This window comes from Alistipes sp. dk3624 (genome assembly GCF_009557455.1).
GTDB classification, from domain to species: domain Bacteria; phylum Bacteroidota; class Bacteroidia; order Bacteroidales; family Rikenellaceae; genus Alistipes_A; species Alistipes_A hominis.
Genome location: NZ_CP045651.1, coordinates 2299054 through 2324343, shown reverse-complemented (window position 1 = coordinate 2324343; position 25290 = coordinate 2299054). Strand labels below are relative to the sequence as shown.

The 25290-nt window shown below is 53.8% G+C and carries 23 protein-coding genes and 1 other RNA gene; 10 read left to right on the top strand and 14 right to left on the bottom strand.

Going from position 1 to position 25290, the window contains the following annotated elements; genetic code table 11:
- Positions 1–224: 224 nt before the first annotated feature.
- The 7 genes from GFH31_RS09950 to GFH31_RS09920 form a co-directional block, all read right to left on the bottom strand.
- Entirely contained in the window at positions 225–1397 is a 1173-nt protein-coding gene (locus GFH31_RS09950; RefSeq protein WP_055202140.1) for an EpsG family protein, read from the bottom strand.
- A gap of 27 nt (positions 1398–1424) precedes the next feature.
- Complete coding sequence (locus GFH31_RS09945; RefSeq protein ID WP_101571413.1) at positions 1425–2330, bottom strand: glycosyltransferase family 2 protein; 906 nt, start codon at positions 2328–2330, stop codon at positions 1425–1427.
- Between the two features lie 8 nt (positions 2331–2338).
- Entirely contained in the window at positions 2339–3472 is a 1134-nt protein-coding gene (locus GFH31_RS09940) for an NAD-dependent epimerase/dehydratase family protein (protein WP_101571415.1), read from the bottom strand.
- Between the two features lie 215 nt (positions 3473–3687).
- Positions 3688–4392, bottom strand: coding sequence for a CatB-related O-acetyltransferase (locus GFH31_RS09935; protein WP_055202146.1), 705 nt, complete (start codon positions 4390–4392; stop codon positions 3688–3690).
- The gene (locus tag GFH31_RS09930) at positions 4392–5246 is read right to left on the bottom strand and encodes an acyltransferase (protein ID WP_055202148.1); all 855 of its coding nucleotides are present in this window, start codon (positions 5244–5246) and stop codon (positions 4392–4394) included. Before GFH31_RS09930 ends, GFH31_RS09935 begins: the two co-directional genes overlap by 1 nt.
- Positions 5243–6781, bottom strand: coding sequence for a hypothetical protein (locus tag GFH31_RS09925; protein ID WP_145996508.1), 1539 nt, complete (start codon positions 6779–6781; stop codon positions 5243–5245). The genes GFH31_RS09930 and GFH31_RS09925 overlap by 4 nt, the downstream gene beginning before the upstream one ends.
- Positions 6782–6931: 150 nt before the next feature.
- Complete coding sequence (locus GFH31_RS09920) at positions 6932–7462, bottom strand: UpxY family transcription antiterminator (protein ID WP_055202152.1); 531 nt, start codon at positions 7460–7462, stop codon at positions 6932–6934.
- A 537-nt stretch (positions 7463–7999) separates the two neighbouring features.
- Between GFH31_RS09920 and GFH31_RS09915 the strand changes: the two genes are divergently transcribed.
- Entirely contained in the window at positions 8000–9079 is a 1080-nt protein-coding gene (locus GFH31_RS09915; RefSeq protein WP_101571419.1) for a glycosylase, read from the top strand.
- 33 nt (positions 9080–9112) lie between these two features.
- On the opposite strand, the gene mltG is transcribed toward GFH31_RS09915, so the two are convergent.
- Positions 9113–10138, bottom strand: a complete 1026-nt coding sequence (gene mltG, locus GFH31_RS09910; protein WP_101571421.1) for an endolytic transglycosylase MltG — start codon at positions 10136–10138, stop codon at positions 9113–9115.
- A 49-nt stretch (positions 10139–10187) separates the two neighbouring features.
- Between mltG and ffs the strand changes: the two genes are divergently transcribed.
- The 6 genes from ffs (at position 10188) to GFH31_RS09880 (ending at position 14243) form a co-directional block, all read left to right on the top strand.
- Positions 10188–10286, top strand: an RNA gene (gene ffs / locus GFH31_RS09905) — signal recognition particle sRNA small type.
- Between the two features lie 37 nt (positions 10287–10323).
- Positions 10324–10926 (top strand): L-threonylcarbamoyladenylate synthase, encoded by a 603-nt coding sequence (locus GFH31_RS09900; RefSeq protein ID WP_055202158.1) that lies wholly within the window; start codon positions 10324–10326, stop codon positions 10924–10926.
- A gap of 24 nt (positions 10927–10950) precedes the next feature.
- Complete coding sequence (locus GFH31_RS09895) at positions 10951–11529, top strand: DUF4199 domain-containing protein (protein ID WP_055202160.1); 579 nt, start codon at positions 10951–10953, stop codon at positions 11527–11529.
- A gap of 13 nt (positions 11530–11542) precedes the next feature.
- Complete coding sequence (locus GFH31_RS09890) at positions 11543–12526, top strand: glycosyltransferase family 2 protein (protein ID WP_118657121.1); 984 nt, start codon at positions 11543–11545, stop codon at positions 12524–12526.
- Complete coding sequence (locus GFH31_RS09885; RefSeq protein WP_118457710.1) at positions 12523–12990, top strand: DUF4293 domain-containing protein; 468 nt, start codon at positions 12523–12525, stop codon at positions 12988–12990. Before GFH31_RS09890 ends, GFH31_RS09885 begins: the two co-directional genes overlap by 4 nt.
- A gap of 14 nt (positions 12991–13004) precedes the next feature.
- Positions 13005–14243, top strand: coding sequence for a hypothetical protein (locus GFH31_RS09880; protein ID WP_118657119.1), 1239 nt, complete (start codon positions 13005–13007; stop codon positions 14241–14243).
- A gap of 60 nt (positions 14244–14303) precedes the next feature.
- On the opposite strand, the gene GFH31_RS09875 is transcribed toward GFH31_RS09880, so the two are convergent.
- The 6 genes from GFH31_RS09875 to GFH31_RS09850 form a co-directional block, all read right to left on the bottom strand.
- Entirely contained in the window at positions 14304–15377 is a 1074-nt protein-coding gene (locus tag GFH31_RS09875; protein ID WP_118657117.1) for an RluA family pseudouridine synthase, read from the bottom strand.
- A gap of 14 nt (positions 15378–15391) precedes the next feature.
- Positions 15392–16276 carry a PASTA domain-containing protein gene (locus GFH31_RS09870; RefSeq protein ID WP_118657115.1) on the bottom strand — a complete coding sequence of 295 codons (885 nt, stop codon included), beginning with the start codon at positions 16274–16276 and terminating at the stop codon, positions 15392–15394.
- A gap of 51 nt (positions 16277–16327) precedes the next feature.
- Positions 16328–17416, bottom strand: coding sequence for a CofH family radical SAM protein (locus tag GFH31_RS09865; protein WP_118657113.1), 1089 nt, complete (start codon positions 17414–17416; stop codon positions 16328–16330).
- Positions 17417–17492: 76 nt separating this feature from the next.
- A complete protein-coding gene (gene rpmH, locus GFH31_RS09860) occupies positions 17493–17648 on the bottom strand; it encodes a 50S ribosomal protein L34 (protein WP_055202174.1) in 156 nt (51 codons plus the stop codon).
- Positions 17649–17808: 160 nt separating this feature from the next.
- A complete protein-coding gene (gene rsmG, locus GFH31_RS09855) occupies positions 17809–18432 on the bottom strand; it encodes a 16S rRNA (guanine(527)-N(7))-methyltransferase RsmG (protein WP_101571433.1) in 624 nt (207 codons plus the stop codon).
- Positions 18433–18558: 126 nt separating this feature from the next.
- Positions 18559–19548 (bottom strand): polyprenyl synthetase family protein, encoded by a 990-nt coding sequence (locus GFH31_RS09850; protein ID WP_055202178.1) that lies wholly within the window; start codon positions 19546–19548, stop codon positions 18559–18561.
- 273 nt (positions 19549–19821) lie between these two features.
- Between GFH31_RS09850 and GFH31_RS09845 the strand changes: the two genes are divergently transcribed.
- From GFH31_RS09845 to GFH31_RS09835, 3 genes are read left to right on the top strand one after another with little or no spacing between them, the layout of a single operon-like run.
- The gene (locus GFH31_RS09845; RefSeq protein WP_101571643.1) at positions 19822–20550 is read left to right on the top strand and encodes a lysophospholipid acyltransferase family protein; all 729 of its coding nucleotides are present in this window, start codon (positions 19822–19824) and stop codon (positions 20548–20550) included.
- Between the two features lie 37 nt (positions 20551–20587).
- On the top strand, positions 20588–22441 hold the full coding sequence (locus GFH31_RS09840) for a DNA topoisomerase IV subunit B (RefSeq protein ID WP_101571435.1): 1854 nt from the start codon (positions 20588–20590) through the stop codon (positions 22439–22441).
- A 43-nt stretch (positions 22442–22484) separates the two neighbouring features.
- Complete coding sequence (locus GFH31_RS09835) at positions 22485–25289, top strand: DNA gyrase/topoisomerase IV subunit A (protein ID WP_118457718.1); 2805 nt, start codon at positions 22485–22487, stop codon at positions 25287–25289.
- The last annotated feature ends 1 nt before the right edge of the window (position 25290 follow it).

Here is a 25290-nt window from a genome sequence, read left to right as displayed (position 1 = left end):
GGCCAAAGCTTCCGTTTTCACGGACCGGGTCAACCCTACGGTATAACCTTGCAATGTCCAGCGCAATTTCTGCACATTGGACAGGACACCCATTCGGAAATCTACACAGTACAAGTTATCCCGGAATAATTCGGTCAAAAGAATCCGGCTCTTATTCAAACCGATTCCGCCTCCGAAGTTATTTTCTGCCACCGGACTGATCAATAAGCATTTTTTCCCGTTCATCAATTTGAATTTAGGAGTTGGTCTTTGTATCTATCCATTATATACATGCGTTCCGGATAATTGCTTCCCGTCAGAAGGACATTGTCGTATCGATACAAAATATTGTTCGAACAGATCGATACCCGGATCAAAGAGTAGATCATGATTCCTCCGACGAACAGCATCCTGTTCGATTTTAATGTAAAACACCGCGCAACGGCCGGCCACAGCACCAGGTAGGAGAGTAAAAACAAGAGACCTATCCGATCCACGAGGATCGTTATTTCGCTCATCCATAAGTTTATAAACAAATAAACCAGGAACATGTTCAAGAAAACGGCATGTTCGCGGGTATTGAGTTTTTTATAAAAAAGAACGACCAGTACGAAGGTCAGCGTCCTCTCGAGGTAACCGATCGAAATGCCTCTTGCCTGCGCGTACAAATCCGAATTGAGATAAGCCCCGGTCAACGCCGCGTATTTTCCCCCGAGAAGCCTCCCGCCTTCCGAAATCAAAGGGGCCATGTAAGCGATCTGCGAAAGGTAAAGGAGATTGCCGACGACAAATACGACGATGAAACACTGCCGGGGCAATGTCCGGGGCACAAAATACAGCGGGAACAAAAACAGGGTGCTGGAATGGAACATGAAAGCCAGCGTCATTAAAAGCAAATAAGGGAGAAACCGCCTTTGCTGAATGTACTTTACGGAAAGCAGGAAAAGCCCGATACTTTTCATATTTCTCAAAATATCCAACTCCGCCCCTAAATACAAAGCAATAAAAATCAAGAAACTGAATGCGTAATTCGAGGAATGCCGTTTGAAAAAAACGTGTAAAATGGAGACGTCTATGACAACGCATACGAGTATAAAAAAATGATAATTCGACGATATGAGTTTTACGACAGACATGAACGTTACAAACCCGCCCTCGAATGTCCCGATATCGTAATTATTCAGATAGCCCCTGCTAAAAAGAGGAACGATTTCCTGATACGCCGGATAATAATTCACCCAATCCCAACCGACGAATCCCCTGAAACCGAAAAACAGAACGAACAGCGCGCAACAACAGATCCGAACACATTGTCGAATCTTCCGGTTATTGTCATAGTTATACTCTACGACTGTCAGTAGAATAAACAACGACAATAAGAGAAGGTACGGAACGGAATAAGTATAGCTGTAAAGCATTCTCGGGGAGTAAGCCGGACGGTCGTTCTATGATCTTTCGGGCCGGACCGCATCGTACAGCCGATAACCGTCTCTGATCGCTTTTCGTTTTATTTCTTTTTCGTGGGGCGTGGAACGGTAAACGGATTTAATGCAAGGTATGAGTAAATAATACAATTTACTCAGAAAAAAATGTATCCCGGTATAATGCTTAAGCGTGAAGTAGATCCTGTTACGCGTGTCGTAATAGAGCGTAAAATCGCTTTTCTTTCCGCCCGTAGAAGTGCTTTCCTTATGTTGAAGGAAAGACTCCGGCACATACAATACGTTGTGTCCGCGCCGAAGGGCCCTATACACGAAATCCGTATCGTCGTAGTAAACGAAGTAAGCCTCGTCCATATATCCGATCTCTTCGAATAATTCTTTCCGGATAAGCATAAAACAGGTAGGCGCATAGTCTACGAACCTGCTTTTGTCGAACTGTCCTTTATCTTCCTGGTAAATGCCGTAATGAAGCGACGAACAGGCGAAATAAGTGTAACACCCTCCGGCATACCAAATTTTATTCGTCCCGTGAAAATGAATTTTGGGTACCGCCATCCATGCCTTCCCGCTCTCCAGCGCACGCACCAGACACTCTATGGTATCCGGAACCAACACGATATCGTTGTTGGACAACAACACCCTATCGCAGCCGTCCCTCAATGCGGCTTTAATGCCGATATTGTTTCCTTTGGCTACTCCGTAATTCTCTTCATTCTCGATCACGACGGTTTCGAACCGGGCGGAGGCACAAAGTTTCCGCGCGACGGCAAGCGAATCGTCCGGGGATTTATTATCGACGATATACAGGATAAAATTGGTGTATCTCTGCGTCCCCAGCGTCTCGAAAAACTCGGGCAATACGCCGGCGCTGTTGTACAAAACAGTCACTATGCCAATTCTGGGAGTCATCGTTCCGCCTATTTATAAAGTCCTTTCGTTTTCATCTCTTCGATGGAGTCTTCGTACCGGTCTTTCTGGATATCCTGGGTATTCACCCAATCGGTAAATTGCCGAATCCCCCTGTCGAAACTCCACCGGGGTTCGAAACCGAGTTTCGTTTTGATTTTCGTCAGATCGGCGTAATTGTGGCGGATATCCCCGAGACGATAGTTCCCGCTGACCGTCACAGGGACTTCGATCCCGTATTTTTCGATCAGCGTCTCGGCGACGGTCAGCACGTCCGTCGCGACGCCCGTACCTACGTTGAAGGATTCTCCGTCGGCCTGTTCCTTTTCGAGTCCCGCTATCGTTGCGTCTACGACATCTTCTATGTACACGAAGTCCCGGCTCTCTTTTCCGTCCTCGAAAACATTGATTCCGTTTTTGTTTTTAATCCGGGTCGAAAAAATAGAGAGAATCCCCGTGTACGGGTTGCTGAGCGACTGCCCCGGCCCATAAACGTTCTGATACCGGAAAGCGACGGGCGCGATGCCGAGCGTCGGACATACGGTCATTACCAGTTGTTCCTGGACATGTTTGGTGATTCCGTACACGGACGTCGGATGTATCAGCGAATCTTCGGTAGTTCCGACCAAGGTCAACGGGGCCGGTTCACCGGGATATTTACATTCGAAATCGCCCTGCGACATGTATTCCTCCGTACGGGACAGCGGGTAAACATAACCGTAGGTTCGGCTGAGGTATCTGCCCTCCCCGTAAATGGCGCGCGACGAAGCGACGACCACTTTTCGTACCCGATGTTTCGAATTGGTCAGTATATCCAACATCAACGAGGTCCCGCCGATATTGGTCCCGGTATATTTCTGAATTTCGTACATACTTTGTCCCGTCCCGGTTTCCGCCGCCAAATGGACGATCGCATCCTGATCCTTCAAGGCTTTTTCCCAATCTTCCCTGACGGTCACGTCCCCGTGAACGAATCTGACCTTATTTTTAATACTGCCGTAAAGGGGAGATCTGTCCGGATCGTCCCCGTGAATCTGAGCAGCGAGGCTATCGAGCACCGTGACTCGATAGCCGCGTTTTAAAAGTTTGAGCGCGAGATTCGAACCGATAAAGCCTGCGCCTCCGGTAATAAGTATGTTTTTCATGATGTATGGATTATTGTCGGAAAATATGCAACGACCTTACGCCTCCTGCCGGCAGCGTATCAGGCCGTCCGTATGCTCGGGATCCGCCTGTTTATCCAGATCGTTAAGCGACACGATGAATCATCCGTGCGATTCGATAAAATCCCCTGCGGCGTTCGTTCGACGCCACTTTTTCCGGGAAAAATCGTAAAAAAGATTTCAATCGACAGCGTCTTTTACCTCTGAGAGAACGTGCCGTCCGCATAACTTTCAATAAATATATCTATGTTTTCAAAATCCGCATAGTGCTCCCTGAGCCATTCCATATCTTTATTCCACCATTCGATCTGCAACAGCGCCTTGATCTGAGTATCCGTAAATCGATAGCGAATATGTCGCGCGGGCACGCCTGCGACGATTTCATACGGAGCCACATCTTTCAATACGACAGCGCCCGCTCCGATAATAGCGCCGTCGCCGACCGTCACTCCCGATACGATTGTTGCCCCCCGGCCAATCCAGACGTCGTGTCCGATCTTGCAGTTGTACCGCCCGGACGCTTTTTTGAACGGATGATACTTCTCCGGCCCGGCATGGAAGGTAAAATTCACGCAACGATTAAAATTCATATAAAAGGCGGGATAAGTAGTCACCCAAACGGCAGAGGGATGACTCGCAAGTCCAATCGCGACATCGTCGGCAATGCTGCAGTACCGTCCGATATACGAATCTCCAATTACACAATGCCCCGAAACGTAAGTTCCTGATCCTAAATACGACCTGCTAATGAAGCTGGCGGTTCCGATGGAATGATATCCTTCATAGATGCAATCGTACGCCTCAACTCTTCGGCCGAAAGAGACATGGTATTTCCGACCGATATACCATTTGACGAGCCCCCATTTGATACGACTCAATATGATTCGAATCTTTTTATTCATTATATTCGGTTGAATAAATCGCGATACGCGTCATTGACCCGATAATCATGCGATAAGTCGCCCGCCAAACATTCTTTCTCGCCGGGATGAGTCGCAAACCATTCATTAATATTTTTTTCCATTTCCAGACACAGTATCCTAGCATACCCTTTTTGTACAATATTAGCCGGACTTCCCGCTAAAACGATATTTGTCCCACCCTCTCCGAGCTTTACATAATTTTTATTCAAGAAACCTTTTGATGCGATAATAGTTCCCTCCGGGGTTCTTGTACCTTTCATGATCGTAGACGTGTTTCCGATCCAGTTATAACGACCGATCTCGATAGGAGCGCTCTTTTTACGGACAGCGCCATTAGACAATTCGATAGAATAGTGATAATTGGTATCTATAAAACAACTTCCAAAAGCGACCCGGCAATAATCCCCTATGGTGATCGATTCTTCACTGTAAATTTTCACATCATGACCGAATACTACATGAGCCCCGATATTTACATTGCTTTTCCCCGTCAATCTGACAGCATAGTCGAAATCGAACATACAAGGCCCGTTAAAAATCAATTCGGTTCCCTGATCCAACAAAATCATAGCACTTCTCGTCGGTGCGGAAAACGAACCTTGTTGGTATCCGAATTTAATCATCCCTCTTGAAATGGGTCCGAAAATTACGATTTTACCGGATAAACAATAGAATTTTACATGTCCGTAAATGTATATAGGCAATCGGATTGCCTGACTGAACGGAAGAGTTCTAAAATTGATATACAAAGTTTTGAACCACCGGATACGCGTACGGGAAAAGAATTTTTCCATGCGCCATAAAATGCCGTTAACAAGACGGGCTGCATTCATCGTTTGACCAATTTAAATTGTGCGGTGATATTGTGCATGATATTTTTAAACCGGCTTTTTTCTTCGTTTTCGATTCCGCAAAACCAACCCGTTATCAAAAAAGTACAGGTACAGAGCAGTGACGTGACGACCAATCTCAAAAATCCGGTATGCATATAAAAAATAGCTACGATGCCGGCCAGAACCGTCGCCCCCGTAACGATCGTAATCGGAACGATAACCCGTCGGACGAATTTGCGCACGGATATCCCGACAATACGGTTCGCCAAGTAGATCCGCACCCACATACAGATGAGTTCTTCGCCGACGACGACCCATAATACGCTGTAAGCGGACATCCCGGCCTTAAGCAAGAAATAACCTACCGGCAAATTCAGAAAATGCAAACTTCCCATCCAAATATACATCCATTTAATGTTGCCGGTAGCGTCGATGGCAGTTCCCAAGCCGCATGTAATCATAAACAGCAAAGTGGACAGCAATACCAACCGACAGAAACCGACCGTGTACTCAGGCGGGTTTCCGAGCCACAAGTGGAGAACGTAAGGCATTTCTATAATCAGCGGAATGGAAAACAAGGCGCAGAGAAAAAACATGTAACGACATGCGACAAGCGATAATTTCTTTACCCTGATCCGATCCTGAGCCCCTTCGCTTTTGATGATCTGCGGTCTGATGGATTGCAGAATGGCCGTAGCAAAAAACTGCATCAACCCGTTGACCTGATTGGCAATTCCGTACGCAGCATTCACGACCACTCCGAAAAACACATTCAATATCATCGGGATTCCCTGTCCCCGCCCCATACTGCCGACCGATGCAAAAGTATACCAGCCGGCAAACGAAGTCAACTCGCGCAACAGCGTTCTGTCGTTCAATGATTGAAATACGATACGAGTTTCGGGGTATTTCATCCTACAGATAATCATTTTCAACAATAGCGAAATGATCATGACGGCAACGATGATGGCAGAGTACATGATCAGCCTGTTGCCCGGATATGTCAATAGATATACCGCTCCCAGCAATTTGAGAACGGTTTCCGCAATTTCGATCAGAGATAACAACAGCATGTTCTCCCGGCTGATGAGAACGGCTATATACGGAACGGCTACGATGGAAAAAAAAACGCTACAACTCAGTAAATGCAATATAGACAGCGTATTGCTTATTTTATCCGGCGCGATTGTCAGGACATGTTTAATCCCGTATATGCCGACAGTCTCTATTAATAAAATAACACATACGCCGATGCCGATATGGAGAATTAAACTATAGTAAAATATTTTTTTAAGATGCCGAACATCCTGTTTTCCCAAAGAAAAAGATAAAAAACGTTGAGTAGACGCCGCCAATGAAGTATTTAAAAACGCCAGCATAGACACTACGCCTGCCACCAGATTATAAATACCATAATCTTCTACTCCTAACGCCTTAAGAACCAAACGGGTCGAAATCAACCCCACTAAAATGGAAACAACCATTTTAGCGTATAAAATAGCTGTATTTAAAATGACTCTATTGCCAGGCTGCATCCGTAAAACGTATTTTACCAAAAAGAGAGAAGTTCTCCGCCGAATTCTTATTCAGGCCGGAAGGTTCTTTTGTGCGGTTAAAACAATGGTTCCGCACCTGTGATGCGATGAGTGAACACGATAAAATATACGGCAAAAGGCGATCCGGCGTTAGATCTTTTCTAAAAAACACCCCGGAATATAGGAGGTGGCAACGGCTACGATGCCCTCTATCGAGACCACCAGCCGCCTGTTCCCTTTGATTCTCCGGATATAACCTTCCGCGCCCTTGAAGATGCCTTCGGTTACGCGTACCCGGTCGCCGGTATGATAAACCGTATCTTCGCCGCCGAAATACTCCAGTTCCCGATCGCCCGAAGAGGTCACCAACCTAAAGATATTCATTTCGCGTTCCGGAATCGCGGCAGGGCGCTTCGTATCCCGGTCGCAGTATACGATAATGCGGTTATTCAACTGCCGCTGCAATCCGATCGCGGCATGTTCCGTCGCGCGAACGAACATCAGGGAAGAAACGGCCGGTTTGCGGCAGATTTTTTTCTCTCCGCGCCACATCATCTCGACCGTTTTGAGGGGGATATAACTTTCGAAAGCCTTATCTTTCAGATAAGCTTCGATCTCGAATACTTTATTGTAGAAAACTTTGAGCGCGTACCAATGCTCCGAAGCGGTTTCGCTTGTCATCCGTTTCACAAAAGGACATTCCTTCCATTCCCCCGTGCCAGAAAATCGTCTTTACACGCAGTCAGATAAGTTTTGTCCGCTTAATATCGATTTGATATTCCGGAACGCGGCTCTGCGCCTGACCCAGGTGCGAATGCCGTAAACCCCGAAAAACCCGCTTTCAACGTACGAAACGGTATTTTATCAGCGCAAACATAACAATTATTCATGTAATGGCCAAACATTTTTATTGTCCGACGACTTTCGACGCGCGATTAATACTTTGATTTTCATCAAAATAAAGTCCGACATTCGAATGACAATAATTTTTGCCCATAAAACGCTGACAGATAGGCAGCAAAACATCCCGGATTTTTTTGACAATATAGCCAATCAGGATATTCCCGATAAGACTTCAAAGAAAAAATAAAAGAACGGCGCCGAGCTGTCCTTTTTATTTGATTAAGGTATAAAAAATATGCTAACTTTACGGAACCGGAACACGGCTTGCCCCGTACCGCACTTGATAAACCAGCAAATCCATCCATATTACGACCTATGAAACGACGTATCCCCGCCGGGCTGGCATTAGCGGCCGCCCTGTCGTTCCTGCAACCCGCGACGGCGCAGCAAAGCGTTCCGCAGGAAACGATGAAAAAAGTTTACGAAACGGTAAAGACGCCTTACAAATACGGACTCGTCCTGGTTCCGGAACGGGACGAAGACATGGTGGACTCCCCGACCGTGTTCCGCGAAAAAGGCAAGTGGTACATGACCTACGTGTTGTTCGACAGCACGGGGTACGAGACTTGGCTGGCCGAAAGCGACGACCTACTGAAATGGAACACGCTCGGACCGATCCTGTCGTTTGCCGGGGGAAGCTGGGATTCTGCCCAGCGCGGGGGATACCTCGCGTTGCAGGACTACCGCTGGGGCGGCAGCTACCGAGCCGGAAAATACGACGGCCGCTACTGGCTGTCCTACATCGGCGGAGCCACGCAGGGATACGAAGCCGGCATGTTGAACGTAGGCATGGCCCGCACCGGCGGGAAGATCGCCCGGCCCCACGAATGGGAAGGCTTCGACGCTCCGGTCATGACGCCCGCCGATCCGGACGCCGGGCCATGGGAGCGCTACACGCTGTACAAAAGTTCGGTGATCCGGGCCCCGAAACGGCTGCTCGGCGCCCCGTTCGTCATGTATTACAATGCCAAAGGAAGCGCGGACGGCAAAGAAAGTATCGGGATCGCGTTGTCGGACGACCTGAAAACCTGGCGGCGTTACTCCGACCGACCGGTGCTGGAACATCCCGAAGGGATCACCGGAGACGCGCAGATCCAGAAGATGGGCGACCTGTACGTCATGTTCTACTTCGGCGCATTCTGGAAAGGGAAACCGTATGCGGCTTTCAATCGTTTCGCCTGTTCGTACGATCTGGCCCACTGGACGGACTGGACGGGCGACGATCTGATCGTCCCGTCCGAATCCTACGACAACCTTTTCGCCCACAAATCGTTCGTAGTGAAATATAAAGGAGTGGTATACCACTTCTACTGCGCGGTCAACGGCCACGATCGGCGCGGCATCGCCGTGGCGACGTCGCGGGACATGGGCCGGAGCAGTCTGCAATTCCGTTAGCCCCGCCCCGAAAAACGGAGCCAGCTAAACGATCTATTTGATTTTCAGCCTGTTCAGCGCCCATACATAGGCCGCCGCGTTGCGGTTGTGCTCGGACAGGGTCTTTGCGAAATTATGGGCGCCGGACAAGTCGTCCTTGGCGCAGAAATAGAGGTAGTCGTGGTCGGCGTAGTCGAGCACGGCATCGATCGCGGCGATCGACGGCATACAGATCGGCCCCGGCGGCAAGCCCGGGTATTTATAAGTATTGTACGGGGAATCGACGGCCAGGTGGGTATGCAGGACGCGTTTGATCGAGAAATCGCCGACAGCGAACTTGACCGTCGGATCGGCCTGCAGCGGCATACCGCGCTTCAGCCGGTTGATATAAACCCCCGCCACGACGGGCATTTCGTCCTTGCGCTTGGTCTCCTCGTAAACGATCGAAGCGAGGGTCATCGCCCCGTCGCGGGAGAGGCCCGTGCGGGCGAGTTTCGCATCGCGGTTTTTCCAGAACCGGTCGGACTCTTTCTTCATTCGCCGAATAAAATCATCCGCCGAACTGTTCCAATACATTTCGTAAGTATTCGGAATGAACATCCCGATGAAGGTCTGCGGCGCGTATCCGTATGCGCGGGCCGTAGAATCGCTCAGCAGCGCCCGCGCAAGCGTCGCCGAATCGGTTTCCAGCCGCCGGCCGACGCTGCCGGCCAACCGGTCGAGCGTCCGGACATTGTTGAAAGTAACCCGTACCGGAGCCTGAAGCCCTTGCTTCAGTCGGTCGATCAGCGCGGCGTAGGTCATCCCCGCGTCGAGCTTGTAACGTCCCGGACGAACGGTCTCGTCCAGACCGCGTATACGCGCTATCCGCACGAATTTGCGTACGTTGCGCAACGCGCCGCTGCGCCGCAGCGAATCGGTCAGCCGGTCGAAATCGCTGCCGGTAGGAACCAGCACGACCGCGTCGCGGGCCACCGCCCCGCCCCAAAAGTATTGCCATGCGGAATAACCACCGACACAAACCGTTACCGCAAGCGCCGCAAACGCGGCAAGCAGGTAATACTTTCCTTTTCGCTTCATCCGGAAAAATATTTTTGCAAATATAGCGAAATTGTTTAATTTTGTCCCTGGGTAAGTCTTATACGACCAGCTCCTGCTGAATCCCCCAGGGTCGGAAGACAGCAAGGGTAGGCGGTTGTAGCGGTGCGATATAAGTAGCTTACCCATTTTTTATTTCGACCGTCACGACAAAACGACACAGGGTTATGATCATCAAAATCTATCCGCAAAACCCGAATGAGAAATCCGTCGCGCAGGCGGCGGACATCCTCGCACGCGACGGCGTGATCATCTATCCGACCGACAGCGTCTACGCGTTCGGCTGCTCGCTGAAAAGCACCAAGGCCATCGAGCGGATCCGCGCGATCACCGGTAAAACGGGCCCCGACTTTTCGATCATCTGCCCCGACCTGAGCGTAGTCGCGGCATACGCCAAGGTGGACAACACGGTCTTCAAACTGCTGAAACGCAACCTGCCCGGCCCGTTTACCTTCATCCTCAACGCATCGGGAAAAATTCCGGACAAATTCCTGGAAAAGAAAAAAACGGTGGGGATACGTATTCCGGATAACGGCATTCCGATCGCGCTGGTCGAAGCGCTGGGCAATCCGATGGTCACGGCCTCGGTCAAAGACAGCCGGGAAGAGGAGTACACGACCGACCCGTCGCTGATCTACGAGCGTTACGGAACACTGGTGGATGCGGTGATCGACGGCGGATACGGCAACCACGTCCCGACGACGGTGGTCGACTGCACCGACCCGGACGACATCTCGATCCTGCGCGAAGGCATCGGCAACCTCGTTTAAACCGACAATCAGAAAATCGTTACGATGGAAAAATCATTCAATAGCATTGCATGGAGGGAGGCGGCGACCGGCGGGTTCTACATGGGCCTGACCTATGCGATCCTTGCGATCGCCGGTCACCTGATGCGCTCGCATACGGGCGTCGCATCGCTGGCGGGCGCGCTGGGCTTCTTTTCGATCGCCGGATTTCTCTATTTCTATTCGAGCCGGATGGCGGCCCTGCGCGGAGCCGCCGGCTTTTCGTTCGGCCAAAGCATGGCCTTCGTCCTGCGGATGTCGCTGTTCGCCGGGATTCTCGGCGGACTGGGCATGTTCGTGCTTTACAAATGGATCGACCCGGAATTTTTCCGGCAACAGATGGACCTGGCGATCGCGACCTACGTGGAAAACGGATGGGACGAGAAAGCGGTCGAGTCGGCCGGTACGATCGCGGCGAGAATGATGGGGAACCCGCTCTTCGTCGTGTTCAGCGGCGTGGGTACGATGATTATTTACGGCGGACTGCTCGGCCTGATCGTATCGTTGTTCGTCAAACGCCACGGCGACCCGTTCGCCGGTGCGAACAACGGACAAAACGGCACGACGCCCCCGCAATCCGAATAAAAACAACAGCACGATGTTAGAAAACAATCCGAACATCTCGATAGTCGTCCCGCTGTACAACGAGGAGGAATCGTTGCCCGAATTGCTCGCATGGATCGAGCGGGTGATGGCGGAGAACCGCTTCTCGTACGAAGTCATCTTCGTGGACGACGGCAGCAACGACCGCTCGTGGGAAGTGATCCGCTCGCTGCACGACGCCAATCCGTGCGTCCGGGCCATCCGGTTCAGGCGCAATTACGGGAAATCGGCCGGACTCTACTGCGGCTTCGAAGCGGCCCGGGGCGACGTCGTGATCACGATGGACGCCGATCTGCAGGACTCGCCGGACGAAATCCCGGAACTGTACCGGATGGTTACCGAAGAGGGATACGACCTGGTCAGCGGATGGAAAAAGCGCCGGTTCGATCCGGTCGGGAAGACGCTGCCGAGTAAATTCTTCAACGGCACGGCGCGACTGGCTTCCGGAATCAAGCTGCACGACTTCAACTGCGGCCTGAAAGCCTACCGCAACCAGGTGGTCAAAAGCATCGAGGTTTACGGCGAAATGCACCGGTTCATCCCGTTCCTGGCCAAGCAAGCCGGTTTCAAACGAATCGGCGAAAAGGTCGTGCATCACCGGGCCCGGAAGTACGGGGTGTCGAAATTCGGATGGGAACGGATGATCAAGGGATATCTCGACCTGATCACCGTCCTGTTCATGACCCGCTTCGGCAAAAGTCCGATGTACTTCTTCGGCGGATTGGGCACGCTGATGTTCCTGGTCGGCGGCGCGACGACCGTATGGGTCATCGCCGAAAAACTGTATAAACAGGCGCACCTGATTCCGGTGCGCGGCGCGACCGATCAACCGCTGTTCTATATAGCGATGGGGGCCGTCGTCATCGGCGTACAACTGTTCCTGGCGGGTTTCATCGGGGAACTGATCAGCCGGAATTCCGGGGACAGGAACCGCTACCTGATCGATGAAAAACTTCAAAACAAATCCGTTTCACAATGATACAACGCATTCAAACCGTATACCTGCTCCTGTCGGCGCTGCTGCTGGGGCTGATGTTCTTCCTGCCGCTGGCCCATGCGATCGGCCCGGAAAACTCGGTTTTCCGGATCATGGTCTGGGGATACGACGACCCGACGGCCAGCAGCAGTCCGATCGTCAACTCGCTGACTCTCGCAGCCACGACGCTGCTGGGCGCAACGATCGTGCTGGAGATAATCACCGTTTTCCGCTACAAAAAACGCAGGCTCCAAAAGCGCTTGTGCACGGCGCAAATCGTACTGTTGTTGCTGACGGCCGGCGTGACGGCGCTCTACCTGAAGTCGTTCGGCGAAGAAGGCTTCGGCCCCGTAGCGCTGTCGGTGACCGCGGCCTTTCCCCTCGTCGCTGCGATCCTGACCCTGCTCGCTCGCCGGGGAATCGTTAAAGACGACAAACTGGTACGATCCCTGGATCGCATCAGGTAATTCATTTGACCACTATGAAAAAAGCTTTGTTATATTGCGGAATAGCCCTGCTGACCGCCGTTCTTCCGGGATGCAAGGAGATGAAAGACGACATCGATACGCTGAAACGGCCCTACCCGACCGGCATCACGCTGCTACAGTCCGAAATCACCGTCCTGAACGGATCGACGCTGAAAGTGCCCTTCCGGGTCAACCCATCGAATTATATCGTCCAGGCGGAAGACCTCCGACTGGACGCCATCCGTTCGCAGATCACCAAAGCCTCGTACGTCACGACCATTCCCGAATGTTCGCTGGTCGGCGTAACGCCTTATAAAAACCAGGCCGGAGAGACCTGCGAAGGACAGTGGATCGCCGAGATCGAAATTCTCGACGGCGCCTACTACGGCGACATCGACTTCACGCTGGTGCTAAATTATACCGATGCGGACAACCGGCGCGTGGCGCTGACGTCCGCGACTTTCGGAAATCTGAACACGCGGATCAAACTGACCGGGGACATGGTAGACATCGACGTTTCGCCGGCCGTATCCTACGTCGAACTGAACAACACGCCGATCGCCACTTCCGTACGATTGCTGCCGTGCGCCATTTCGGAAGGCAGCGCTACGAAATTCGACATGGAGGACGCGATCGTCGACAGTTGCAAGCTCGGAGGCGAATTCGCCGGATATTTTTTCCTGACCGACAAAGACAACGCGACCTGGACGATGGAACCGATCGGACTCGACTTCCCGAAACCCGACGAAGCCTTCGTACCGGTCGATATAAACATCTACCTAACGGACCGGAACGATACGACCAACCACGTGTTGAAAACGGCTCTCGTGAAAGTTTACCAGACACGGTGCATCGCGCCTGCCATTACCCTGAAGGTTTCCGATTACGCCGAGATTACCGAAGCCAACAAAACCCTCGACATCGAAATGGGCGAGATCATGGCCGCCGTAGGCGTCACCTCGGAATTGTTCCAGCAGGTTCGTCCGCCGCTCGGATTTACCCTGACCAAGCAGTTCATGCACGAAAACGGAACGTCGGCCAGAACCCTTTTCAGGCAGAGTCTCAAATACAAGGACGACAAAGGTACGACCTCCCCGGAAGCCATGTACCTTCAACTGATCTTTTTCGCGCCGCTGGACACGGAGGATATCGGATCGTACTACATCAGCCTGAATACGCTATATTCAAGAACATTAGATCCGCAACCTACGATTGCGGCCAACATCAAGATACCGGTGATCGTCACGGAATAAAAAACGAAACGGGCGGATTAAGAAAATCCGCCCGTTTCATTTCGCCCTGTTCACCGGCCGTCAACAACCGCCCTCCTCCGGGCGGGCCGAAACGTAATTCCGCCACCGGTCGAGCACCGTCCGCATATCGTCCGGCATCTCGCTCTCGAAAAAAACATCCTTCCCGGTCGCCGGATGGATGAACCCGAGACTACGGGCATGCAATCCGTGGCGCGGCATCGTCCGGAAACAATTTTCGACGAACTGTTTGTATTTCGAGAAAGTCGTTCCTTTCAGTATCCGATCGCCGCCGTAACGTTCGTCGTTGAACAACGGATGACCGATGTATTCCATGTGCACCCGGATCTGGTGCGTACGCCCGGTTTCGAGCCGGCATTCGATCAGATTGACGTAACCGAGCCGTTCGAGCACCCGGTAATGGGTTACGGCGTGTTTGCCGCCGTCGCCGTCCGGGAAGACAGCCATTTTCAGCCGGTCGCGCACGCTGCGGCCGATATTTCCGACGACCGTGCCCTCGTCGGCCTCCATATTGCCCCACACCAGCGCATGATAGACCCGATGGATCGAATGATCGAAAAACTGTTTGGCCAGGCGCGCGTGCGCCCGTTCGTTTTTGGCAACGACGAGGATACCGGACGTATTCTTGTCGATTCGGTGCACCAAACCGGCCCGCATATCGCCGTCGCGGAACAGCGGCAGATCTTTCAGATGATAGGTCAACGCGTTGACCAGCGTTCCCGAATAGTTCCCGTGACCGGGATGCACCACCATGCCGGCCGGCTTGTTGACGATAATCAGGTCGTCGTCTTCGTAACGGATGTCCAACGGTATGTTTTCAGGAATGATCTCCACTTCCCGCAACGGATAGGGCATCACGATCGATACCCGATCCAGCGGTTTGACTTTATAACTCGACTTGACGGGCACGCCGTTCACCAGGATATTGCCGGCGTCCGCCGCCGTCTGAATCCGGTTCCGCGAAGCGCCTTCCATCCGGTTGGTCAGGAACTTGTCGATTCGCAACAGGTTCTGGCCTTTGTCGACCGTCACGCTGTAGTGTTCGTACATCTCCTCCGTCGGGTCCGCCCCGTCGGTCAGTTCGGGATCGTCCCCCAGCAAATCCTCTTCGTTCATCCGGACTGGAATATTTATTCTTCGACTTCGCTTTCCGTCGCAGCCAGGCTGTCGGCCAATTCCCGAACGGCCTTTCGAGCATCCCGGTCGGACTGCTTGCGCCCTGCATCGAGCTTCTTATCGTCGAGAGTCAGCGAGAAATTCACCTTCGTACCCAGCGTCCGGCGGCTGCCCGTGGCGGGCGACTGCGCATGAACCCGGGCGTCCACTTCGTTCAGGGCCGTAATCCCTTCGTCGCGAGTGATCTTGCCTACGTTGAAACCGGCTTCCCAAAGTCGGCTTTTCGCCTCCCGTGCCGTAAACCCGACTAGCTGCGGGATCTGCTGCACGTTTCCTCCTTCGCCCATGCCGACGACCAGCGTAACGCCCGACCCCATTTCGGTCTGCAACTTGCTGCCCGGCTGCACCACCTTACCGGCGCAACGCTCTTCCAGCACATAATTGGTCGCAATGTCGCTCTTATAGATCAGCTCCTTGATTTCCAGACCGGCCATCTCCAGGTTGTTTTTCGCCTGACGCAACGAGAATCCGGTCACATAGGGAACGGTCACCATCTTCTGATGGAACGAATTGATCGTCACGAAAATATGACGGCCGGATTTCACCCGGGCCCCGGCCGACGGGTTCTGTTCCAGGATCACGCCGCCCGGATAGGCCGGGACATACAACGAATCGTTGACCTCGATCTTCAGCGAAGCCCCCTTTCCGGCCTTGACGGCCTCCTCGACGGTCATCCCGCTGAAATCGGGAACGTCGCGCACTTGCCCGTGGCGAGTAAAAAGATTCAGCAGCAAATTCACAACGCACATAAACACGATGATCGCACAGGCAGCCAGCACCAGATTGCGCGAAATCGGATTGCCGTTGATCTTCCGGGCCAGTTTTCTCAGAAAGTCCATATCGTACGGTTAAGACGACCGGTTCGGCCGGTCAATTCCGGGTTAAATATACTACTTTTTAACCGGATTGTAAAACGTATCGCGTTCGACGGGCAGATATCCCGCATCGCGGATCAGCCGCTCCATATCGGCGGCGGTCATGGCCGGAGACTGGTCCTCGGCTCCCGCCATCGAGTAGATTTTCGTGCTGTCGTCGATCGTACCGTCCATATCGTCGGCCCCGAACGCCAGCGCGATCTGCGCCGTCGTCTTGCCGAACATCGGCCAGTAGGCTTTGATATGCGGAAAATTATCGAGGTAAACACGCGCCAGGGCCGTCATCCGCATATCTTCGACGACACTCACTTCGCCTACTTCGGACATGGAGTTGTGCCGGCTGCGGTACTTCAGCGGAATGAACGCGTTGAAGCCACCCGTTTCGTCTTGCAGCGTGCGGAGCCGGTCGAGGTGGTCGATGCGGTGTTCCCAGTTTTCGACATGCCCGTACAGGATCGTCGCATTGGTCGAAATCCCGATCCGGTGCGCTTCGCGGTGCATCGCAAGCCACGTTTCGGAACTCCCTTTCTCCGGGCAGATCCGCGCACGGATCGCTTCGTCGAAAATCTCGGCGCCGCCGCCGGGAATCGCCTCCATGCCGGCTTCCTTGAGCAATGCGAGGCCGTCGTGCGGGGTCAGTCCCGCCTTGTCGATCATATAGGCCAGTTCGATCGCCGTGAACGCCTTGACCGAAGCCTGCGGCAGAATCCGCTTTACCTTCCGGATCAGATCGGCATAATAATAGATGTCGTGTTGCGGATGCACTCCGCCGACGATGTGAATCTCGGTAGCCCCGCTATCGCGGTGCGCTTCCACCTGCGCGAGGATCTCCTCTTCCGAATAATCCCACGCGTCGGAAGCTCCCGCCGGTCGCCGGTACGAACAGAACCGGCAGTTGAAAACGCAGATATTGGTCGGCTCAATGTGGAAATTGCGGTTATAATAGACCTCGCGGCCGCTTTTACGCTCCTTGACCCGCGAGGCCAGCAACCCCAGCAGCGCCAGCGGCGCACCGGCCAACACCGACGCTTCGTCGCGGCTCAGGCGCTGCGAACGGTCGACCTTTTCGACCAGCGACTCATACTTTCCGGATAACCCAAACATAATTCCTAAAATATTTACGGTACGAAAAAAGGCTGCCAAATGCTTAGCAGCCCCTTCATTTCTCTGTCAGGAACGATTATTTCCAACGGGTGTCGTCGGAAACGGTCAACTTCTTGCGTCCTTTCGCGCGACGGGCGGCAAGCACCTTGCGACCGTTGGCAGTAGACATTCTTTCACGGAAACCGTGCTTGTTGATCTTTTTTCTCTGAGAGGGTTGAAAAGTCCTTTTCATCGCGTTTTATGTTTTTATCTATTTTCGTTTCTCTTGTCCTGCGTCCGATTCGCACGCAACGGAGTGCAAAGGTAAAACATTTTTGATTTATACAAAAACTTTTTGAGAAAAATAAGCATACCAGCGAAATAGCCGATACGGGAAATGCGCCGTCCGTCCCCTATTTCGGAAAGTAAACCACCTTTTTGGTTTCGAAAAACGGCTCGCCGAAGAAATCCGGAATATCGAACACCGTGTACGGTTTGCCCACCGCATCCAATTCGGCGTCCAGGTCGCCGCCCTTGAGGTACAGTATGCCCCCTGCCAGCGATCCGGCCCCGGCGACCGGTTCCAGCTTGTTCCACACCCAACCGACGAACGGTTTCATTTCGGTGACGGCCCGGCTGACGACGAAATCGAATTTTCCGGGCATCTGCTCGACGCGGCTGTGAACGCCCTCTACGTTCGAAATTCCCGCCGCACGGGAAATCTCCCGCACGACCCGGATCTTCTTGCCGATCGAATCGACCAGCGTGAAACGAACCTCCGGGAAAAGGATGGCCAGCGGAATCCCCGGGAAACCGCCTCCGCACCCCACGTCCAGCACCCGCGCACCGGGGTGGAACGCACACACCTTCGCGATGGCCAGCCCGTGCAGCACATGCCGCAGGTAAAGCTGGTCGATGTCCTTACGCGAAACGACGTTGATCCGGTCGTTCCATTCGCGGTACAACGCCCCGAGAGCGGCGAACCGTTCCCGCTGTACGGCCGTAAGTTCCGGAAAATATTTCAGAATGAGTTCCATGTTCTGTTTGTCATGAATTCCGCCCGTTGCCCGATCCGGCGGCAAGTCGGCCGCGCAAACCGTTCCGTCGGACAGGCGGCCTTTCGGGAAAAAGGCGAGCGTTCGATCCCGTAAAAGATTTCAAAATCACTTATCGCGCGAAAGAACGAAATCGGCGAACAAATGCAGCGAACGAAGTACGTCGGACTCCGGATAGCCTTCCAGGAAGGCCAGCGCCCGATTCCGGTATTCGGTCATGCACTGCCGCGCATACGCGATGCCGTCGCTGTCGAGCACCGCCTTGCACAGATAATCGACGTTTTTAGGCGAATTACGCACGTCGCTGAGTTTGGCGACCAGCTTCCGGCGGCGTTCGGGCGCACTCTGGTCCAGCAAACGGAGCAGCGGCAGCGTGATCTTGCGTTCGCGCATATCGCCTCCGGCCGGTTTGCCGGTCACCTCCATCGGCGAATAGTCCAGAATATCGTCCTTGATCTGAAACGCGATGCCCAGGTGATCGCCGAACTGCCTGAGAGCCGCCACGCGGTCGGCAGGCGCACCTACCGAAATCGCCCCGACCGCAGCGCAAGCTCCCAGCAGCGAAGCGGTCTTCTTATAGATGATATCGTAATAGATCGCTTCGGTCATCGCCAGTTTCTCGGTCTGTTCGGTCTGGATCAGCTCCCCCTCGCAAACTTCGTGGATCGAACGGGTCACCTCGGTCAGCATGTCCCAGCCCCCGTTTTGCAAGCTCACGTGATACGTGCGGGCGAAAATATAATCGCCGATCAGCACAGCCGTGCGCGAATGCCACAGCGCATTGACCGACGGAGCGCTGCGACGCACGTAAGCCTCGTCCACCACATCGTCGTGGATCAGCGAAGCCGTATGGATCATCTCGACGAGCGAGGCTCCCATGTAGCTGCGATCGGCCACTTCGCCGTGCAACGCCGCCGACAGCAACACCAGCAACGGACGCAGTTGCTTGCCCCGGTTACTCAGGATGTAATCGGTGATGGAAGCGACGTAGCGGTTGTCGCTGTGAAGGATGGAAGCTATATACTCCTCATAGCTGCGGATTTTTCCGGCTATGGGAAGCTGTATCTCTTCGAGCGTAATTTTCCGAGTCTCTTTCATCGAACCACAAATATCCGAGATTTTTCCGAATCGTCAAAATTTAATCGGAGTTTTTACCGTATGCGACACAAACCGGATGCGGCGCGGCGCAGACAACACGAACCGCCCGAGTCCGTTTTACAGATTAGAAGAGAAGCCCGTAAGCGTCCCGACAGGCTTTTGCGTAGGGACCGGTTGTGATTAATTGTTGATAAATGATCCGGAAATCCGGCGGAAAAACCGAAAATTTATGCTAAACTTGCATGGTTCTAAAATTTGGGGAAATCTGCGTTTATGGTAAGATCTATATTGTACTACATCCTTTTGGTTGTGTTCACGTTACTCTGTTTCATCCCGTTCGCAGTCCTATTCTTGCTGACGGTGCTTTTCGACCGGGAACGGGTGGTGCTGCACTGGGCCTCGCGGATGTGGTCGTACGGGATTTTCAGGTTGTGCCCCTGGTGGCGCATACGGATAGAAGGCGCCGAAAAAATCGACCGCAGTCGGCCGTGGGTGATCGTCACGAACCATCAGTCGATGCTCGACATCCCGCTGATGTACGTACTGCCCACGACGTTCAAATGGGTATCGAAAAAAGAGGTGCAGAAAATGCCCGTTTTCGGTTGGGTGCTGTGGATGCACGGCGACATTCCGGTCGAACGCGGCTCGCGGGGCAGCGCCAAACAGATGCTCGAACGCTGCCGGCAGCGGTTGTCGCGCGGAACGTCGGTGATCGTCTTCCCGGAAGGGACGCGCACCAAGACGGGAGAGATCGGACGGTTCAAAGACGGGGCTTTCTTGGTGGCCAAGCATGCCGGCGTGGGCATCCAACCGGTCGTGATCGACGGCACGTGGAGCCTGAACGACGGCTGGCGGCTGCGGATGCCGCATACGTTCCGGGTAAAGGTGCTCGACGCGCTGCCTGCGGAATACGTAGCGTCGAAGGAAGCCCGCGAACTGGCCGTCGAAATGGAAAACCGGATGCGGACGGCGCACCTGCAAATGACCGGAAAACAACAATAAACGAAAAATAAAAGAGATAGGAGCACGAGAATCGACTATGGGTATGGTTGCAGATTACGGGGACGAACACATCCGGACACTGGATTGGAAAGAGCACATCCGGCGGCGGCCGGGTATGTATATCGGGAAACTCGGCGACGGAACGTCCGCCGACGACGGGATCTACATCCTGATCAAAGAGGTGCTGGACAACTCCGTAGACGAATACATGATGGGCTTCGGCAAGAGCATCGACATCACGATCGCGGACGACAAGACCGTCACCGTACGCGACTACGGACGCGGCGTGCCGCTCGGCAAACTGGTGGACGTGGCGTCGAAGATGAACACCGGCGCGAAATACGACTCGAAAGCGTTTAAAAAATCGGTCGGACTGAACGGCGTCGGCATCAAGGCGGTCAACGCGCTGTCGGACGCTTTCCTGATCCGCAGCGTGCGCGACGGCGAAGCCCGCAGCGTGCGGTTCGAGAAGGGGAACGAAATCGCGGACGTGTCCGAAAGCGGCGTCGGCGAAAAGAACGGGACGATGGTGTCGTTCCATGCCGACGAAAGCGTTTTCGGCAGCTACGACTTTCACATGGAATACGTGGAGTCGATGGTACGCAACTACACTTACCTGAACGCCGGGCTGACGATCAGGGTCAACGGGCAGGCGTTCGTCTCGAAAAACGGGCTGCTCGACCTGCTGCAGGAAAACCTCGGCGAAGAGCCGCTCTACCCGCCCGTTCACCTCTGCGGAGAGGACATCGAAGTGGTCATCACGCACGGGCACGGCTACGGCGAAACCTACTACTCGTTCGTCAACGGTCAGCATACGACGCAGGGCGGAACGCATCAGACCGCTTTCCGCGAAGGGATCGCCAAGACGATCAAGGAATTTTACAAAAAGGACTACGATGCGGCAGACGTCCGCACGTCGGTGATCGCGGCGATCAGCGTCAAAGTCGAGGAGCCGATGTTCGAATCGCAGACCAAAACGAAACTCGGTTCGAAAGAGATGGGCCCGAACGGGCCTACGGTGCGGAACTTCATCGTCGATTTTCTGAAAACGGAACTCGACAATTTCCTGCACAAACACCCGGAAACGGCCGATATCCTGCAAAAAAAAATACAGGAAAACGAAAAAGAGCGCAAGGCGATCTCGGGCATTCAGAAAAAGGCCCGAGAGATGGCCAAAAAAGTGAGCCTGAACAACAAGAAACTGCGCGACTGCCGCATCCACCTGACCGACAAGAACGACCGCGCCGAAGAGTCGATGATCTTCATCACCGAGGGTAATTCGGCCAGCGGCTCGATCACCAAATCGCGCGACGTGAATACGCAGGCCGTGTTCAGCCTCCGGGGCAAGCCGCTGAACTGCTTCGGGCTAACAAAAAAAATCGTTTACGAGAACGAGGAATTCAACCTGCTGCAGGCGGCGCTGAACATCGAGGAGGACATGGACAACCTGCGCTACAACAAGATCGTCGTGGCGACCGATGCCGACGTCGACGGGATGCACATCCGTTTGCTGCTGATGACTTTCTTCCTACAGTTCTTTCCGGAAGTGATCCGTTCGGGACACCTGTACATTTTGCAGACGCCGCTGTTCCGCGTCCGCAACCGACGGGAAACGCGCTACTGTTACAGCGAGGAAGAGCGGCAACGGGCGGTCGACCAACTGGGCCCGAACCCCGAAATCACGCGATTCAAAGGATTGGGCGAAATCTCGGCCGACGAGTTCAAAGAGTTCATCGGCGAAAACATGCGGCTCGACAAAGTGCGGCTGACCAAGGAAGACCCGGTCGCCGATCTGCTCGAATTCTACATGGGCAAGAACAGCATGGAACGCCAGGGCTTCATCATCGGCAACCTGCGGATCGAGGCCGATTACGTGGACAACCTGATTTAAACGCGATCCGGACTATTTTCAGGCAAGGAACACAACACCAGACATGAACGAAGAACAAAATATCAACAACCGCCGGGACGACCTCCCGGCCGGCGCGGAAACGGACGGAGGAAATAACGCCCGCGCCGGAAAATACGGACGTCTGACCGACGACAAACCCGACCGGCGCAAACTGACCGGCATGTACCAGGACTGGTTTCTGGATTACGCATCGTACGTGATCCTCGAACGCGCCGTGCCGCATGTCGAAGACGGGCTGAAGCCGGTGCAGCGGCGCATCCTGCACGCGATGAAGAAACTGGACGACGGCCGGTACAACAAAGTGGCGAACATCATCGGGTCGACGATGCAATACCACCCGCACGGCGACGCCTCGATCGGTGACGCGCTGGTGCAACTCGGGCAGAAAGACCTGCTGATCGACTGCCAGGGAAACTGGGGCAACGTGCTGACCGGCGACGGAGCCGCCGCCCCGCGTTACATCGAGGCGCGGCTGTCGAAATTCGCGCTGGACGTGGTGTTCAACCCGAAAGTCACCGAATGGATGCTGTCGTACGACGGGCGGAATCAGGAACCGGTAACGCTGCCTGTCAAATTCCCGCTGTTGTTGGCCCAGGGAGTCGAGGGCATCGCGGTCGGACTGGCATCGAAAATCCTGCCACATAACTTCAACGAACTGATCGACGCGAGCATCGCCTACCTCCGGGGCGGCGACTTCGAAATTTACCCGGATTTTCCGACCGGGGGGCTGGCCGACGTATCGCGCTATAACGACGGACTGCGCGGCGGAGCGGTCAAAGTGCGCGCCCGGATCAACAAGATCGACAAACGGACGCTGGCGATCACCGAAATTCCGTTCGGCACGACCACCGAGTCGATCAAGGATTCGATCATCCGCGCGAACGACAAAGGCAAGATCAAAATCAAGAAGGTCGACGACAATACGTCCGACAAGGTCGAGATCGTAATTCACGTCAGCAACGACGAGTCGTCCGACCGGACGATCGACGCGCTGTACGCGTTCACCGACTGCGAAGTGTCGATCTCGCCGAACGCCTGCGTCATCATGGACGAGAAACCTCACTTCATGGGCGTCCGCGAAATCCTGCGACGCTGCGCCGACCATACCAAAGAACTGCTCAAACGCGAGCTGGAGATCCGGATGGAAGAACTCGAACAAGATTGGCACATGTCGTCGCTCGAAAAGATCTTCATCGAGAACCGGATTTACCAGTTGATGGAAGAGTGCACCTCGCGGGAAGCGGCCTACGCCGCCGTCGGCAAGGGACTCGAACCGTTCGCCCGCCTGCTACGGCGCGAAATCACGCTCGACGACATCGTCAAACTGACCGAACTGCGAATGATCCGCATTTCGCGCTACGATGCGTTCAAAGCCGACGAACACATCCGCAACGTAGAGGACGAGATCAAGCAGGTGAAGCACGACCTGGCACACCTGATCGACTACGCGGTCGCCTACTTTACGCGGATACGCGATAAATACGGTAAAAACTGCGAGCGGAAAACCGAACTGCGCAGTTTCGACTCGATCGAAGCGACGAAAGTGGTCGTGGCGAACGCCAAGCTGTATGTCAACCGCGAAGAGGGATTTTTCGGGATCGGAGCGGCGATGCGTAAGGACGAGTTCGTCTGCGACTGCTCGGACATCGACGACGTGATCGTCATCACGAAGGAAGGCAAATACATCATCACGAAAGTGTCGGACAAGGCGTTCTTCGCGAAGAACATTTATTATATAGGTATCTTCAAGCGCAACGACGAACGGACGATCTACAACGTGCTGTACCGCGACGGGCGCAACGGGCCGGTGATGATGAAACGTTGCGCGATCAAAGGAATCACGCGCGACCGCGAATACGACATCACCAAAGGAACGCCGAAAAGCGATATCTTGTACATGAGCGTCAACCCGAACGGCGAAGCCGAAATCCTGAAGGTTTACTTCAAACCGAGGCCGAGGCTCAAAAAGCTGATCGTCGACCTGAACTTCAGCGAACTGGCGATCAAAGGGCGGCAGTCGCAGGGCAACCTGTTCTCGCGCTACGCGATCCATAAGATCGTATTGAAGGAGCGCGGCGCATCGACCCTCGGCGGCGTGGACGTATGGTACGACGACGAAATCCGTCGGCTGAACACCGACGGGCGCGGCGAATTGCTCGGCGAATTCGTCGGCGACGACAAGTTGATCGTAATGACCGGCAAAGGGCTTTATTACACGGCGAACTACGACCTGGGCCTGCATTTCCCGGAGGACACGATCCGCGTCGAAAAATACGACAGCGACCGAATCTATTCGGTCGTCTATTTCGACGGAGAACAGAACTACTACTACGTCAAGCGGTTCAATGCCGAATCGAGCGACAACAAAATGCAGAATTTCGTCGAAGACACCGCCGGATCGTACATGGTGGCGATCAACAGCGACACCTATCCGCAGTTGCAGGTCGTTTACGGCGGACACAACGCCGGGCGGCCCGACGACACGATCGACGTCGACGAGTTCATCGGAGTGAAGAGCCACCGGGCGAAAGGGAAACGAGTCACGACGCTCGACGTGGATAAAATCGTATTCGCCGAACCGCTCGACAAGGAACCGCGGCCGGAGGAGACGCCCGGACGTCCGGACGACGAAAACGGAGCGGAAGAGACTTCCGGAGAGACCGGGAAGACCGCGCCGGAACGCAGCAGCGCGCCCGACGCCGGCGGTGCCGGCAAAACCGCTCCCCCGAAAAATTACGTCGCGGGGGATACCGTCGAGTTCGACATCGCCGCCGAAGAAGAACAGCAGCAGAACACCAAACAGATGAACCTGTTCGGGGAAGAATAAT